Here is a 15,535-nt window from a genome sequence, read left to right on the forward strand (position 1 = left end):
CCAATAATCGGTCACGGCAGCGCCACGCCCCCCCGGGTGATCACTTTCTGGTGCGAGTAGTCGGCCCGTGACGGCCGCGCCAGCGGGCCGGTGGCCGTGAGGTAGTCCACAACGGTCTGGGTGTAGAGCAGGTAGGTGTTCACATACCGGCCGGCGGCATAGACCGGGCCCAGTGTGGCGTAGCCGTCGCGCCCGGCCGCGACGAAGTCGTTGGTCACCATCACGTAGGTCTTTGCCGGGCCCAGCGTGGTCCAGGCGCCGGTGGTCTTGCTGCGCACCTGCACGTTGCTGAAACGCCGGCCCTTGGGCTGGCTCATGTCGAGATCCCAGCGCAAGCCCGCTGCGTAGGGGTGCGAGCCGTTGGACTGCCCGAGGTCCAGGTGGTTGGCCACGCCGTCTTCCAGCGCGGCCAGCACCTCGGCGCCGGTCAGGTCCAGCTCGACCAGCACGTTGGTGTAGGGCAGCACGGTGAAGGCGGTGTTCATGCTCAGCGTGCCGGCCGGCACCGGCACCCGCACGCCTCCGGCGTTCTGCAGCGCGAAGTCCGCGCGCCGGCTACCCCGCAGAAAGGCCTCGGCCACCACCTGCGCCACGTCGCTGCCGCGCGCCAGGCTGCTGGCGGCCTCGCACCCGGCGCCGGCGCGCGGGTCGGCCCGCTCGCCGGGCACGCGCACCAGGCACAGGGGCTCGCTGGCGGTGCCGATGGTGCGGGCCTTCTCGGTGGCCACCTGGCTGGCAAAGCCGGCCAGCGTTTGCGCGGCGGCTGGATCGGGCGCAAGCACCCGCACCGCGGGGTTGGCCGCCAGCCGGGCCTGCAACGCCGCGGCCTCGGCCGCGGGCAGCGGCTGCCAGGCGCCCGCGGCGTCCTTGCGTTTGAACGGCTCGCCGATCACCAGCGAGGCCTGCCCGCTGCACTGGCTGACGCGGCCCTGGGCGTCGAACCGGACGTTCATCAGGCCGAAGGCCTTGCCGTACTCCCAGGCCTGGCCGATGCAGACCCGCTCGCCGGCGGCGTTGCGCGCCACGGTGGGGTAGCGCCCGCCGCTGGGCAGGCCCAGCGCCTTGAAGTCACCCAGCAGGGTGTGCGAGTCGCCGCCGATGATGACGTCCACCCCGGTCAGTTGCGCGGCCAGGGCGAGGTCGGCGTCATAACCGTGGTGCGTCATCAGCACGATGTGGCGCACGCCCTGCGCGGTGAGGGCGTCAATGGCCGCCTGCGCCGAGCGGGTTTCATCGAAGAACTGGGTGCTGGCCAGGGGGCGCGAGGAGGCCCGCGTCTTGCCGGCAATGGTGATGCCCACGAGGCCCACGCGCACGCCGCCGATGTCTTTCACGATGGACGGCTGCAGGTAGGGCCTGCCGCCGGCCGGCGCCAGCGGGGTGCCAGGCTGGGGCACGATGTTGGCCGACAGCGTGGGGGTCTGGCAGGGGCCCTGCGCCAGCTCGTCCAGAAAGGCCTTCAACGTGGCATCGCCATCGTCGAACTCGTGGTTGCCGGGGATGAAGGCGTCGAAGCAGATGGTGTTCATCATCCGCGCGTCGGCCTTGCCCTTGAAGAAGGTGTAGTACAGCGAGCCGGTCATCGCGTCGCCGGCGTGCAGCTTGAGCAGGTTGGGCGTGCCCGCGACCGACTTGAACAGTGAAGTCTGGCGCGCAAAGCCGCCGAGTTCCACCTGCGTCGGAACGCCGTCGAGCACCAGCTCGGTGGCGGCGAAGGCGTCGAGCTGGGAATGGTGGTCGTTGATGTGGGCGATGGTGAGCTCGAACGCGGCGGGCGCGTTGGACGGTGCCTGGACGGGGCCAGCCCCTTCGGTCGCGCAACCCCCGAGAAACAGCGCGCCAAGCACCAGCGCGGCCATGGTGGTCAGGCGTTGAATCGTCGGGAAGGCAAGCGTGCTTTGTTTCATGGCAGAGGGTGAACTGGGCGCAGGACCGCCATTGTCCACGCTGGCGCGGCCGTGTGAATCGCCCAGCCGGAGGACACGGCGCCGGCCTCTCAGGCCCGCAGAGATACCGCCGCCGCATGTCCGCGTGTGAAGGCTTCCTCGAACACCGAATAGCCCGACCAGTCGCTGTGGGCGAAATGCAGGCGGCCTTCGGAAGGCGTCAGGCGCTCATATTCTTGCAGCTGCTCGTGTCCGGCGGACGCTGGGGAAAGCCGGTTTCGAACCTGAAAATGGCCGTTCCGGAGCGTTCCAGGCACCGGAACCGCCATGGCGTGGCCGTAGCGGGTGATGTCCATGCGCCGGAGCTTCTCACGCAGGTCGGGATGCGGCACGGACAGCTCGGCCACGATGGTGTCGCGCCAGTGGCTCCACGGCTGCTGCAGCAACCGAAGGCGGTTGTCGGGCGCGTCGCCCAGAGCCAGGTAGTACGTCAGCACGGTGGCGCCGGGCACGCGCTGCAGGTTCTGGTGCATCGCGTCCACGTAGCCCAGGCTGGCGCTGCCGTACAGCACGTTGTCCCAGCTCGGTGGGGCGCCGGGGCGGTCGTGCAGCGCACGCTCGATGTGCAGGTTGGCCACCAGCCAGGGCGAATAGCGGGTGCGCGCCGCCGCCTCGCGCAGGAAGTCCGGCGGGTTCACCACCACGCGCGCTGCCACGAACACCGGCAGCGCGACGATGCAATTGATGGCCTGCCATCGCTCGACGGTATCAGTCGCGGCGTCCCAGGCGTCCACGGTGACGCCCTGCCTGCCGGCCTCGATGCGCTGCACCACGCGGCCGGCGCGCAGGCGCCCGCCGGCCCCTTCGACCAGCGGCGCCGCCATCCTGCGCGTGAGCCAGGCATTGCCTTCGGGCCAGGTCAGCACGCCTTCGCGCTCGCCCGCGTCGTCACCCGGCGCATGGAAGCCGTGGCGGCTGGCGAAGTAGTGGATGCCGGCCCAGGCCGAGACGCTGGCCAGGCCCGCGCCGTAGTCGTCGCGGCAGGAGTAGTCCAGGTACCAGCGCAGGTGGGGGTCGTTCAGGCCCTCGCGGTCCAGCCAGGCCTGGAAGGGGATGGCGTTCAGCGCCAGGTGCGCGGCGGAGGCCGGTGCCCTGAAGGCCGGCATCGCATACGGCGTGGCCAGCTGGGCGGCGCGAACCCGTTCGGCAAAGCGTCGGTATTGGCCCAGCGTGGCGGCGCCCACACCCTGCACCGGCAGCAGGCCCTCCTGCCATTCCCCGTTGAAGAACAGCCGCTCCTGCGGGCTGTGGCACAGGTGGCGCTCGTCGTATTGCCAGCGCCCGGCCAGACGCCGGCGCAAGCCGAACTCTTCCAGCAGATCCTGCACCTCGTGGGCTTCGTCGCCGGGCACGGGCAGGTAGTGCGCGCCCAGCGGGCAGGCGATGCCGTTGACTTGCCCGCCACGGCTGTTGCCGCCGGCGCTGTCTTCGAGCTCCAGCACCACGAAATCGTCGATGCCGCGCTGGCGCAGCGCCCGCGCCGCGGCCAGGCCGGCCACGCCGCCGCCGGCGATCAGCGTATGGACGCGGCGGGTGGCAGCGGGCGAACCTGTCGGCAGGCCCTCGCCGGGGGACGCCTGAGCGGCCCCCGGCGCGCCCGCTGAAGCGGGGCGCAGCCGATGGCCGCGCTCAAACCCGACACCGGTGAAGCCGCCGTCAATCTCGCGCGACGCCGGTTTGCAGCCCGCCAGGGCCAGCGAGCCGGTGGCCAGGAACTGCCGGCGTTTCATGGCATCGGGTTGCGGCCGCGGCCGGCAGACCCGGCCTGTCGCGGAGCCGGCGGCCAGACGCGCACGGGTGTCGGTTCATGGAAGGCCGCAGCCGACATCAATGCGTCACCCGACCCCATTCGGCCTCATAGCTGTGCACCAGCACCTGGTTCGATAGCCGGTTCACCTCGGCCGGCACCCGCGCCATGTCCTGCGGAAAGTCGAACAGCAGCGGCAGGCTTTGCAGGTTCATGAAGCGCAGGTCCTCGGGCAAGGCCGTGGGCAGCCGGTACGGCCGGCGACTGGCGATCACGAAGCCCCATTCGCCGAAGCTGGGCACGTGCGTGTGGTAGGGCGTGGCCCGCAGGCCGACCGACTCGATGGTCTGCACCACGGTCCAGAAGCTCTGGCGCGCCACCAGCGGCGAGGTGGTCTGAATCACCGCATAGCCGCTGGCCGACAGCCGTTGGTCGAGCAGGGCGTAGAAGGAGTTGGTGTAAAGCTTGCCGATGTTGAAGTTGGTCGGGTCGGGAAAATCGACCACGATCACGTCAAAACTGTCCCGGGTTTCTTCCAGCCACTTGAAGGCGTCGGTGTTGATGACCTTGACCTTCGGTGACGACAGCGCATGGCCGTTGAGCCCGGCCAGCGTGGGGTTCTGCGTGAACAGCGTGGTCATGGCCGGGTCCAGCTCGACCAGGGTGATGCTTTGCACGCCGGGGTACTTGAGGATTTCACGCACCGCCATGCCGTCGCCGCCCCCCAGCACCGCCACCTTGCGCGGGGCGCCACCCCCCGAAGTGAACGACGCCATCGCGGGGTGCACCAGCGCCTCGTGGTAGCGGTATTCATCGCGCTCGGCGAACTGCAGGTTGCCGTTGAGGAACAGCCGGTGCCCGGCGCGGCCCTCGCCGGGCGCGTTCGTCACCACGATGCGCTGGTAGGGCGAGGCTGCGGTGAAGACGATGCGGTCGTTGTAGAACTTGTCCTCGGTCAGGGTGGTGAGGGTGCCGGCGGCGGCAAAGCCCCCCAGCAGCACGGCCAGCGTCAGGCCGCAGGCCAGCGCATGCGCGCCGAAGTGGCGCAGTTCGTGTCGGAACAGCCACAGCGCCCACAGCGCCACCGTGGCGTTCATCAGCCCGAACAGCAATCCGGTGCGGATCATCCCGAGATGGGGTACCAGCACCAGCGGGAACGCCACCGATACGGCCAGCGCGCCCAGGTAGTCGAAGGTCAGCACCTGCGACACCAGGTCCTTCAGTGCCACGTTGCGTTTGAGGATGCGCATGACCAGCGGAATCTCCAGCCCCACCAGCATCCCGACCAGGAACACCAGCGCGTACAGCAGGAAACGGAACGCGCCCGGCGTGTAGGCGTTGGCCAGAAACAGCATAGCCGGCAGCGCCCCCCCGGCCAGCGCCACCAGCAACTCGATGCGCAGGAAATGCGCCGGCAGTTGCCGCTCGAAAAAGCGCGACAGCCAGGAGCCCACGCCCATGGCGAACAGGTAGGCCCCGATGATGGTGGAGAACTGCAGCACCGAATCGCCCAGCACGTAGCTGGCGATCGCGCCCGCGGCCAGCTCGTACAGCAAGCCGCAGGCGGCAATGATGAACACGCTGGCCAGCAGCGCGATCTCGACCGGGCGTGGCGGGGAATTGGGCAAGGCGGCTGATACGGGCGCAGCGCTCATGCCAGCGCCCTGTCCAGTTGCGCGGCGGTGGTCAGGCCATCGCGGGTTTGCGTCAGCCAGGCAAAAACGGCACGTCCGTTGCTGGTCTGGCCCCACCGCTCGCCGACCAGGCGTTTTTCGATTTCGTAGGGGTCGTTCAGTAAGTGCGCGCCCTTGAATTCCAGCACGGCCACCCGGCCATCCATCAACTCGGCGACGAAGTCCGGGAAGAAGCGGCCCTTTGACGTAGGTAGCGCAAAGCCACATGGTGCCGTGTCCAGATTGCGCACCCAGTGCCGCACTTTGGGGTGGCGGTCGATCAATTGGGCGCAGGCGAACTCCTGCCCGTCTTCCTTCAGGTCGGCCAGCACCGGGAAGTAGTGCTTGGGGAACTGGTAGCGCCCGCTGTAGCGCGAAGCCACGGGCGCCGGATAGCGACCGGCCTCAAACAAGTGCGGATGCTGCCAGTCGGGCTCGACCAGCCAGCCCTGGGCGTTGTCCGCCTGCAGCACGAGCTGGTGAAAGCTTTGCCGCGCGGCCTGATCGCGCAGCTCGGCCACCCGGTTTTCGATATCCTGCGCCAGCTTGAACCGCGCCTGGGCCAGCACCACCAGCGGCACGCCGCGCTCGTGCAGCAAGTAATTCACCACGGCCGTCAGATAGGCCCGCCGCTCGGTCTGCGTCAGGTCGGGCAGTTTCTGGAAGAGCGACTGGTCCAGCCAGCGCACCAGGTCGTCGGGTGTGATGGTGCTGGCGCCATAGTCCATGGCGATCTGGCTTGCATCGGCCGGGCGCAGCCTGACATGCGCGTCCTTCAGGTAAATCTCGAAAGTGTTGGACTGCGCGACCACCTGGAAGCCCGGCAACTGAATGGCCTGCGGTGTCATCAGGTCCAGCTCCACGGTCTCCAGCACAGCCTCACGCTCCAGCGGCCACAGCGGCGCCTGCGCCTGCGTGCGGTAGCCCAGCGTCGGCACCGGCGCGAAGGGCTCGCCACGCGAGGCGGGGGCTTGCTGCGCGGCCACCAGCGCGTTGTGTTCCGCTACTTTTTCACGCACCTGCTCCAGCTTTTTGGCACCGCGCACCTGGACCAGCATCAGGCCCTCAAGTTCCGCGCTGATGTGCCCGGTCACCACCACCTGCGGGGCGCCACCCACTTCCACCACGCTCACACCCGCAGCGCCCTGCAGCTCGGGTGTCGGCGAGATTGCTATGAAAGTGGTAGCTATCTCTGACCATTCCACGCTGGGATGTGGCAGATTTTCTTCAAAAAGTGGCAGATTGCCGGCTGGCGCGATCATCGAAGCCACATCCAGCGCCTCGAAGCCCATGTGGTTGATCAGCCGGTCGGCCAGCGCGCGCGCCGCGCTGGAAAACTGCGCCTCGCAGACATGGGCATATGCGCGATTGAGCGCTTCGCGTCCGCGCCGCGTGGCGTAGGGCATGCGCAGCACGCGGCCCAGCAGCTGCTCCACTGCCGTGGCGCTGGAGAGCTTTTGCAGCGAACACAGCACGTAGGCAAACGGGCAGTCCCAGCCCTCGCGCAGCGCCTGCACGGTGATGACGAAGCGCACCGGGCTATCGCGGCGGCTCAGGTCGAGCCCGTCCAGACCGCGCACTTCACCCGTGGCCACCACGATCTGTTCTGGCGCAATGTGCAGTTCGTCGATCAGATGGCGGCGCAGCGCCTCGGGCGGCATCTCGTCATCCGCGTTTTGCGCCTGGAACAGCACGATGGGGCGCACGTAGCCCTTGTCGCCATAGCCTCCCTCGGCCTCGTCCTTCAGCGCCTCGGCTTCCAGTGCGCGTTGGGTTTGCACCGCTGCAAAGACGGCCTGCGGCCAGCCTTGCGGATGCTCGGCCAGGGCAATTGGCAGCTTGATCATGCTTTCCGCAGCCAGCTCCTGCGCGCTGACGTGGTACAGCACGTTGGTCCTGGCGGGAATCGGGGTGGCCGTCAGCTCCAGAATGAACGACGGGTTCAGCCTCTTCAGCGCGGTGAAGCTCTTGTCGGTCTTGGTGTTGTGCGCCTCGTCCACGATCATGATCGGCTCGTGCAGCGCCAGCCAGTTCGCCAGACTCCAGCGCGGCTGGCCGACAAAACCCTTGAGCACGCCTTTACCGTCCTGCGCCGCCTCTTCAGCCGCCACCACCGCGTCGGGCAGGGGCTGCAGCACCGCCAGGCGTTGTGCGTCCGTGCCCCGGAAGTGCGGCTCGAACGCCTCCGAGAAGCTGTAGACGTTGCGCTGCCCGGTTTCCTCGATGCGGAAACTCTGGATCGTCGCCACCACGACCACCGCCTGGCGCCCCCAGTCCGGCGGCGCGATCTGCGCCACGTCTTCCAGCGCGCAGACCTTCACGCCAGGGCCGTAATGGGCTTCCAGCGCTGCGCGGTACGGGTGGCCCGCCGTCTGCAGCGCCTTGAGCGTCTGGCTGCGGATGGTGTCGCTGGGCACCAGCCACACCGCCACCGGCGCGTCCGTGGCCCGCCATGCGCGCGCCAGCAGCGGCACCGCGTGCGCCGCCAACACCGTCTTGCCCCCGCCCGTGGGGATGCGCAGGCACACGCAGGGCACCGCGCCAAACGGGTCCGGGTTGTAGGGCCGCCCCGCCTGCTCGCCAAACGCCAGCGCCGGCCCCTTCATCTGCGCCGCGCGGGCAAACGCCCCCAGCGCATTCAGTGCGGCCTGCTGGTAGGACTTGAGGGTGATCTGGGGCATGGGGAGCGGGGCTAATTGGCGCAAGCATTGGTTGAGTTGAAACGACTACGCCAATGCAAACTGTTGATTTAAATTAAGTTTTTCTTCCTGATTGGCGGATTCATCCTGCTTCTTCAGCGCTCATTGGCGCGGCCAGCGTCCGTATCGCTCGCCAGCTTGGGTTGGCGGTGTCTTCAATTTCAGTGTTGCCATTCTTTCCTCATTTTTTCTTCATTGCGCCTTGACGTGATGCGGGTTGGGCGGGGATGCCAGATCGGTAAACACAATTTACAATCGCCCCGTGGGAACAAAATTCGGCTCCATGCCGTGTGAGAGCTGGAACCACGGGGCAACCCAGTCAGGCGATCCTATATTCCCACCTCGTTTTTCAAAGCCGCTCCCGTGAGCGGCTTTGTTTTTGAGTAATACACCCCGTAAGGCGCCTTGTCGGTTTCGTCCACCGCGTGGATGAGACTGACCTTGCCCCACATCATGTCCAGAAAGCGGCTCTCCTGACGGGTGTAATGCCGCTGCAAGGCCCACAGAAGGTAGTCCACCGCTTGCAGACAGGCCTGCTGCGCCGACCGAGCCGGCGTGACCTGGATGGCGGTGGCGACCTGTTTGTCCCATTGCCGGGCGAACCGCTCGCGGGCCAGTTCCAGCGCCGAGGCGAAAGCCCTGGTCCGATCCGAACTGCCCCGAACGGCATAGCAGACGTGGCAGCTTTCATATTGGTGCAGGCGATTCTTGAACAGCCGCGCGACGGTGTTGTCGTACAACTCGTTGGGGTGGTAGCGGTAGTTTCCGCCGCGCGCATTGCGTTCGCGCACGTAGGCCAGCACCGCCTGCATGTCGCGCACCACCGCGTAGAACTTCACCGGGTGGCGCAGCAACAGCTTGAACACCTCCCGGCGGACCTCGGGCAAATCGTCCTTGGCGTGAAACGCCACCGCCGTCTTGCCGCGCCCCGGCTGGAACGAGGGCACATCCCTGAAATATGGGTCCGCGGCGAGCTCTGCGCGCAGTTGCTCCAGTTCCACCGCCAGCGTCGTCGGATCTTCCACTTGCAGCAAACCCATGATGAAGTGGCCCATCGCGCCACCGGGCTGACCCACCATGACCTGCCCCTTGGCGTTGAACAGCACGCCATCGCCGGATTCATCGACAAAGTAAAACGCGGTGTTCGTGGGGCTGAGCCCTGACGGCGGCAGCGCATTTGTGTTGGGCGTTGTCATGGCCTCACCTCGCCTTCACGTCATACGGAATATGCCGGAACGTCACGTGGGCCAGTGCCAGCCGGGCCGGGCCCAGGCGGCAGGCTTCGCCGTAGACGACCAGCGGCGCCTCGGGCGCCGGTGTGGTGGCGTGCTGGGCCAGTAGCGCGTCGAGCACGGCGACGGTCAGCACGTTGCCGCCAGCGGGGCGGCGGTCGCCCAGGATGCCGTTGAACAGCAGGTAGACCGCCTTGACGGGGCGCGGAGCCTGGGGAGTTGCCCCCGCGACCAGGGTGGCGTCCGGCGCGGGCTCTGGCGGGGCGGAAAACAGGTCCGGGGGTGAATTTTCAGGTGAAATCGGCTCCTTCCCAGCGTCGGATGGCCACGGGGCGCTATCAATGTCGTAGTGGGTTCCGAGCCATGGGGTGCCGGCAGCGCCCTGGCCGGGGGTGCGGGCGGTGCCGGTTTCCTGCTGCCAGATGAAGGCGGCCAGCGTGGCGAAGCGCACCTCGGGGTGGATGGCGCCGTCGGCGCCGAAGATCGGCGCGCCCAGGCGCAGGAAGCGAAAACCGCCGCCGCCTTGCCAGTTCACCGCCGCGCTGATGCCGCCCGGCTCGCCGGCGATCACCTTCTCCAGCCGGGGCAGGCAGTGCGTGGCGGCGTGTTCGCCCATCTCGATGCCGATCCAGCGCCGGCCCATCTTGTGCGCGACAGCGGCCGTGGTGCCGGAGCCGAGGAAGCTGTCGAGGACGAGGTCGTCGGGTTGGGTCGCGAGTTGAAGCACGCGCTGAATCAGCTTCTCAGGCTTGGGCGTTTGAAAGAGATCAGGCGTGCCTTCCAGCAACGACTTGAGGCCAATGCTGGCCTCTTTGTTGCTGCCGGACTCCATGTGCTCCCACCAAGTATTCGGAGTTAGGCCACCCGTCATTTCTTCGAGAAACTTTTTGAGCATCGGCCGCCCCGTTCCGCTCAATCCAAAAGTGATTCGCCCATCTGCTAGCCATGCCTCGTATTGGGCTTGGTTGCATCGCCAATAGCGATTGGTTGGCGGCAAAAAGGTCGCCCCGGTTGGGCCAACGATTGGGAACTGGCCGGCGGAGTAAAACTTACCCGCCGAAAGGTTCTCTGCTTTCCATGGTCCTCTGGGGTCAGCGTCAGGATTTTTAAAAGTAGCGATCTGGTCTTCGGTGCGTTGCAGCTTGCCAATGGACAAGGCCGTTTCGTTCCGCGCGTACAAAAACAGGTGATCGTGGGTATCCGAGATGTGTTTGGCGGTTTGATTTGAGGTGTATGCCTTTTGCCAAACCACATTCGTCACAAAGTTCCCCCGCCCGAACACCTCGTCCATCAACACCTTGAGGTAGTGCCCCTCGTTGTCGTCAATCGTCACCCAGATCGAGCCGTCCTCGCGCAGCAGCTCGCGCAATAACTGCAGGCGCGGCAGCATCATGCTGAGCCACTGGCTGTGTTCCAGGTTGTCGTCGTAGTGCTCGAAGGCGCTTTTCGTGTTGTACGGCGGGTCGATGAAGATGCATTTCACCTGGCCCCGGTAGAACGGCAGCAAGGCTTTCAGCGCTTCGAGGTTGTCGCCCTGGATCAGCAGGTTGTCCGCGCCGGTGCCGTGGCTGGAGACGGGCTCCAGCAGGCGGTAGGGCACGCGGGCCGCGATGGTGAAGGCGTCGGCGCGGTTGAGCCAGTCGAGGGTGGGCATGGAGTTGGGCGTGTCTGTCAGGGCGTCTGGGCGGCAAAGGTGGCTTCCACGGTTTCACGGTGGAAAAGCGCCATGTAGGGCTGGTAGCGATACAGGCGGTTGCGCTCGAAGCCGGTGATTTCCTGCAGCCAGCCTCTGCCTTCCAGGTCGCGTGCCAGTTTGACGGCGGTGGGGTGGGTGCAACCCACAATTTCAGCGATGCGGTTGGGCGACACCAGCGGTTGCTGGAACAGGCTGTCGAGCAGCTTGAGGGCCTTGGGGCTTTTCATCACGGCGCTGCGATGCGCTTCGCGCAGGTTCACGATGTCGGTGGCGGTGCGGGTCGCGGCGCGGGCGGTCTGGCTCACGCCGCGCAAAAAGAACTTGAGCCATTGCTCCCAATGACCGTAGTTGCGGATGGCGGTAAGGCGGTCGTAGTACTCGATCCGGTGGGCCTTGAGGAACACCGACAGGTACAGCAGCGGGCGCGACAAGGCCTGTTCCTCGCACAGGATCAGCGTGATCAGCAGGCGCCCGACGCGGCCATTGCCATCGAGAAACGGGTGGATGGTTTCGAACTGGGCATGGGCCAGACCGCATCGAACCAGCAGTGGCGTGTTGGTTTTTCCTTCGTGCAGGAATTTTTCGAGCGCGCCCAGGGCGTTCATCAATTCGTGGGGCGGTGGCGGCACGAAAGACGCGTTGGTCAGTGTGCTGCCTGCCGGGCCAATCCAGTTCTGGGAGGTGCGGAATTCGCCAGGTGTTTTTTCCCCACCCCGCACGTTGTGCATCAGCTCGCCATGAATTTCGCGCACCAGTCGCAGGCTCAAGGGCAGCTCATTCAGGCGACGCAGCCCGTGGTTCATGGCGCGAACGTAGTTGATGACCTCTTCCACGTCTTTCGGAGTGTCATTGCTGGTGCCCTGCGCCTCGAAGGCCAGCACGTCTTCCAGCGTGCTTTGCGTGCCTTCTATCTGGGATGACAGCACGGCCTCGTGGCGCACGTAAATGGCTACGAAGAGATCAGGATTGGGCAGAAGGGCTGCAATGGCGTCCAGCCGGGCGATGTCCCGGTCAGCTTGCGACAGCAGTGTGCGCAATTCGCCATCGAATTCAATGTCCGGCTGGGGTGGCAGGGCTTCAGGAATGAAAGCCTTGTACCCGGTGGTTTGCTGAACGTAGCGGCCTGCGCGCTGAGGTGATCCTGTCATGGCGATTTGTATTTGTATAAGACGTCCGCAATCATAGTCTTATAAAAATTTATAGAGAAACTATTTCATAAAACGTGAGAAAAAATGGCTTGCGTAAACATTCAAGTGGTTTGCAGGCGCATCAAACGAATTCTGTCCGCCGCGCCCGTTTTCGGGGCAGTGGCGCTGCCATGGCGCTCTGGCCGACGAGCGATCCGGGGCCTGGGACCGTCTCGAACAGGGTCGGCGGTCGGCAAGGCTGTCGGGCGGCGGCGGCGAGCGCGCCCGGGCGGGTGGGGCTGTTCAGGTCGGCGTGGCACCACAGGGTTCCGCCAAGGTCCCGTCCGGCACCGGCCCATAAAGCGAGGAAGCCTTGTGGTTCGCGCGTCTCACCCGTGGATCGCGGCCGCAACGATGAGCGAGATGCCCAGGCACATCGCCGCCACGACGAGCGCCAGCGCCCGGTTCTGCTTGACGACGATCTCTTCCCACAGGTTGTAGGGCGTGATCTTGTCGATGACGACAAAGCACAACCAGAAGATGATCACGCCAATCAGCGCGTACACGATGGAGCCGATGAAGGCCGCCGGTTTCAGCCACTCAATTCCCATGATGACCTCCAGTAAAAACGTTCATTTGTGTCCCCCGCCGCTGGAGCTGCCACCCCAGGATCCGCCGGAACTTCGTGCCGTGGTGGAGGAGCAGTTCTCCACGCGCGGGTCGCAGCGGCTGCAGCGGCTGAGCAGCGACAGCACGATCAGGATCACGATCAGAATCACGATGATGGGGATGATGCCGATGCTGCGCGCCGCCGTGAAGGGCGCGGCGTCGCTGCGCTTGAGCAGGTCCTTTTGGTCTTCGAGCCTGAAGGCCTTGGCCACCGTGTCGCTGTCGATCTTCGCGCCGGCGGACCAGGTGATCTCGTTGCGTGACTGCTCCATCGAGAGCAGCTGCTTGCCGGAGGCGAAATCGCGGTTGTCGGTCTTCTGGCCGCGCTGCACCTGCCAGTAGAACTCGCCGGCGACATAGGTGGTCTCGGCCTTGTAGGCGTACTGCTGTTTGAAGGTGGTGCCCTGATAACTTGCGCTTTGCCCGTTGCTGGCCAGCGCCGGCGCGCCGGTCACCGGCTTGACCAGGCTCCAGCCATCGGTGGCGTCCACCAGGAAACTGAAGCCGCGCCTGGCGTTGTAGAGCAGGTACTCCTCCCAGCCGAACTGCTCGTCGTCGCCGGGCTCCTGGCCCATGCGGTGCTGGAAGCCCACCACCTGCCAGGCCAGGCCTTCGAGCTGGCCCACGGTGCCCAGCGGGATCAGCGGGCGGACCGGCTCGTCCTGCTCCGCGTGGCGCAATTCACCGCCGATGCCCGCACTCAGGTCGATCAGGCTGTTGCAGGACTTGCAGGTGATGCTCTTGCTTTGAGCCAGGGCCACCTCGACGGTGGCGCCGCAGTTCGGGCAGTTGAACTGCCGGCCTTTCTCGTCCTTGGCTGACCCGTCCTTCAGGCCGGTCATCTGCAGTTCGTCCAACGTGACCGGGCGGCCCAGCGACAGGGCCGGCGATTCGCCGGCCAGCGTCGGACCATAGTCGATGCTGAGCACCTGTGCTGCGCCCTGGCCGCGCAGCTCCACCATGGCGAAGGACTGGCCCAGCGGTGGCAGGCGGGGCAGTTCGCCCTGGGCAGCTATCAGCGCGACCTGCTCGTTGCTTGCGACGCTGTACTTCTGCCCGTTGATGGCGGTGGTGGCGCCCACGCGGAACTGGTCCGCAGCCGGGATGTCACGCCCGGTCGCCACCGCGCGCGAGAACACGTAGGCGCCGTTGTCCTCGCTCAAGGCGCCGGTGCTGCCGTCGTTCAGCAGGGCCTGCCACTCGGTCCAGGTGCCTTCGCGGTACTTGTATTGGAGGCGCCCGACGAGGGTGAAGCCCTGGCCGTCGACGGTGCCGCTGGCCATGAGCTGCAGCAGGCTGTGGTCGTCGAACAGTTCGGCCATCTTGCCGATGCGCGACAGCACCTCGCCCTGGCGCACGACCGTGCTCTGGCAGTAGCCGCAGACCGCGGTGGTCGATTGCGCGCTTCTGAACTCCACCGGCGCGCCGCACCCGGGGCAGGGCGCGCGGTAGTGGCGCTGGGTTGGGCCGGCGGATTCAGCCATGAGGGGAAAGGCGGCGCCTGTGCGGCGGAAGACAGACCGGTTTCAAAAGAAATCGGCCGTTTCCCAGCGTCAAAAGGTCATTTTTTGCTATTGAATCAGGAATGAAGTCTGGCGTCTCAGACCAGCTTCTTGAGCAGCTCGGCCTTCTTGGCGTCGAATTCGTCCTGCGTAAGGATGCCCTTGGCCTTGAGTTCACCGAGTTTTTCCAGCGTGGCCATCACATCTTCAGGTTTGACGCCGGCCTCCTGGGCCGCAGCAGCGGTCGCCGCAGCCGCGCCCGCGGTGTTGCCCTGCAGTCCGGCGGCCAGGTTCTGCGCCAGCACCTGGCCCAGCGCCACGCCGGCGCCCAGTCCCATGGCGTCGCCGGCAATGCCGCTGCCACCACCACCGCCGCCTTCGGCAAACTTCGGAATCGCCTGTGCGGTCTGGTACTGCATGAACTTGCCCATGTCGTTGCCGACCATGCCCATGCCGATCTTCTGGTCGAGGATCTTTTGCAGCTCTTCGGGCAGCGAGACGTTCTGCACCGTCATGCCTTCGAGCTTCAGCCCGATCTTGCCGAACTCCGGGGCCAGTTGCGTGGACAGCGCCTCGGCGAACTTGAGCTGGTTGGCCGCCAGGTCCAGGAACGGGATGCCGCTGGCGGCGATGGCATTGCTGATGTTCTGCAGCACCAGGCCGCGCAGCTGGCCGTCGAGGTCCTGCACCGTGTAGGTGTCGCGGGTGCCCGAGATCTCGGTGTGGAACAGTTTCGGGTCGGCGATGCGAAAGGCGAAGTTGCCGAAGGCGCGCAGGCGCACGGCGCCGAAGTCGGCATCGCGCACGGTGATCGGCTGCGGCGTGCCCCACTTCTGGTCGATCTGCTGGCGCGTGCTGAAGAAATAGACGTCGCTCTTGAACGGGGACTCGAACAGCTTGTCCCAGTTCTTGAGGTAGGTGAGGACGGGCAAGGTCTGGGTGGTGAGCTTGTAGGTGCCGGGGCCGAACACGTCGGCCACCTTGCCCTCGTTGACGAACACCGCCATCTGCGACTCGCGCACGGTGAGCGAGCCCCCGTTCTGGATTTCCATGTCCGCCATCGGGAACCGCCAGGCCAGCGTGCCGTCGCCGGTCTCGGTCCACTGGATGATGTCTATGAACTGTTTCTTGATGAAGTCCATCAGGGCCATGGTCGTTGCCTCCGGGATGAAAGGAGCGGAAATCATACCCCTGCGGGCAGACGCTTCGCTACCGCAGCGCATGGGGGGGCTCAGGCGCCTTCG

At 66.1% G+C, this 15,535-nt stretch carries 10 protein-coding genes; all 10 read right to left on the minus strand.

Annotation, left to right across the window (positions count from 1 at the left end):
- Positions 1-11: 11 nt before the first annotated feature.
- Positions 12-1,907, minus strand: a complete 1,896-nt coding sequence (locus ACMUOY_RS08735; protein ID WP_413892320.1) for a bifunctional metallophosphatase/5'-nucleotidase — start codon at positions 1,905-1,907, stop codon at positions 12-14.
- 89 nt (positions 1,908-1,996) lie between these two features.
- Positions 1,997-3,676, minus strand: coding sequence for an FAD-dependent oxidoreductase (locus tag ACMUOY_RS08740; protein WP_413892321.1), 1,680 nt, complete (start codon positions 3,674-3,676; stop codon positions 1,997-1,999).
- A 97-nt stretch (positions 3,677-3,773) separates the two neighbouring features.
- On the minus strand, positions 3,774-5,348 hold the full coding sequence (locus tag ACMUOY_RS08745) for a spermidine synthase (protein ID WP_413892322.1): 1,575 nt from the start codon (positions 5,346-5,348) through the stop codon (positions 3,774-3,776).
- Complete coding sequence (locus ACMUOY_RS08750; RefSeq protein WP_413892323.1) at positions 5,345-8,047, minus strand: DEAD/DEAH box helicase; 2,703 nt, start codon at positions 8,045-8,047, stop codon at positions 5,345-5,347. Before ACMUOY_RS08750 ends, ACMUOY_RS08745 begins: the two co-directional genes overlap by 4 nt.
- A 347-nt stretch (positions 8,048-8,394) precedes the next feature.
- A complete protein-coding gene (locus ACMUOY_RS08755) occupies positions 8,395-9,261 on the minus strand; it encodes a DUF3800 domain-containing protein (protein WP_413892324.1) in 867 nt (288 codons plus the stop codon).
- Positions 9,262-9,265: 4 nt separating this feature from the next.
- The gene (locus ACMUOY_RS08760; protein WP_413892325.1) at positions 9,266-10,951 is read right to left on the minus strand and encodes a site-specific DNA-methyltransferase; all 1,686 of its coding nucleotides are present in this window, start codon (positions 10,949-10,951) and stop codon (positions 9,266-9,268) included.
- Positions 10,952-10,968: 17 nt separating this feature from the next.
- The gene (locus ACMUOY_RS08765; RefSeq protein ID WP_413892326.1) at positions 10,969-12,141 is read right to left on the minus strand and encodes a Fic family protein; all 1,173 of its coding nucleotides are present in this window, start codon (positions 12,139-12,141) and stop codon (positions 10,969-10,971) included.
- A gap of 368 nt (positions 12,142-12,509) precedes the next feature.
- On the minus strand, positions 12,510-12,731 hold the full coding sequence (locus tag ACMUOY_RS08770; protein ID WP_413892327.1) for a DUF350 domain-containing protein: 222 nt from the start codon (positions 12,729-12,731) through the stop codon (positions 12,510-12,512).
- Between the two features lie 21 nt (positions 12,732-12,752).
- A complete protein-coding gene (locus ACMUOY_RS08775) occupies positions 12,753-14,273 on the minus strand; it encodes a DUF4178 domain-containing protein (RefSeq protein ID WP_413892328.1) in 1,521 nt (506 codons plus the stop codon).
- A gap of 116 nt (positions 14,274-14,389) precedes the next feature.
- A complete protein-coding gene (locus ACMUOY_RS08780; RefSeq protein ID WP_413892329.1) occupies positions 14,390-15,442 on the minus strand; it encodes an SPFH domain-containing protein in 1,053 nt (350 codons plus the stop codon).
- Positions 15,443-15,535: the final 93 nt, after the last annotated feature.

The sequence above is a fragment of the Candidatus Skiveiella danica genome (assembly GCF_022705245.1).
In the GTDB taxonomy this organism is placed as follows: Bacteria; Pseudomonadota; Gammaproteobacteria; order Burkholderiales; family Burkholderiaceae_C; genus Skiveiella; species Skiveiella danica.

Excerpts from the sequence above, each read along its gene's own strand:
- ACMUOY_RS08735 (WP_413892320.1), bottom strand. The coding sequence starts at position 1,907 with ATGAAACAAAGCACGCTTGCCTTCCCGACGATTCAACGCCTGACCACC.
- ACMUOY_RS08740 (WP_413892321.1), bottom strand. The coding sequence starts at position 3,676 with ATGAAACGCCGGCAGTTCCTGGCCACCGGCTCGCTGGCCCTGGCGGGC.
- ACMUOY_RS08745 (WP_413892322.1), bottom strand. The coding sequence starts at position 5,348 with ATGAGCGCTGCGCCCGTATCAGCCGCCTTGCCCAATTCCCCGCCACGC.
- ACMUOY_RS08750 (WP_413892323.1), bottom strand. The coding sequence starts at position 8,047 with ATGCCCCAGATCACCCTCAAGTCCTACCAGCAGGCCGCACTGAATGCG.
- ACMUOY_RS08755 (WP_413892324.1), bottom strand. The coding sequence starts at position 9,261 with ATGACAACGCCCAACACAAATGCGCTGCCGCCGTCAGGGCTCAGCCCC.
- ACMUOY_RS08760 (WP_413892325.1), bottom strand. The coding sequence starts at position 10,951 with ATGCCCACCCTCGACTGGCTCAACCGCGCCGACGCCTTCACCATCGCG.
- ACMUOY_RS08765 (WP_413892326.1), bottom strand. The coding sequence starts at position 12,141 with ATGACAGGATCACCTCAGCGCGCAGGCCGCTACGTTCAGCAAACCACC.
- ACMUOY_RS08770 (WP_413892327.1), bottom strand. The coding sequence starts at position 12,731 with ATGGGAATTGAGTGGCTGAAACCGGCGGCCTTCATCGGCTCCATCGTG.
- ACMUOY_RS08775 (WP_413892328.1), bottom strand. The coding sequence starts at position 14,273 with ATGGCTGAATCCGCCGGCCCAACCCAGCGCCACTACCGCGCGCCCTGC.
- ACMUOY_RS08780 (WP_413892329.1), bottom strand. The coding sequence starts at position 15,442 with ATGGCCCTGATGGACTTCATCAAGAAACAGTTCATAGACATCATCCAG.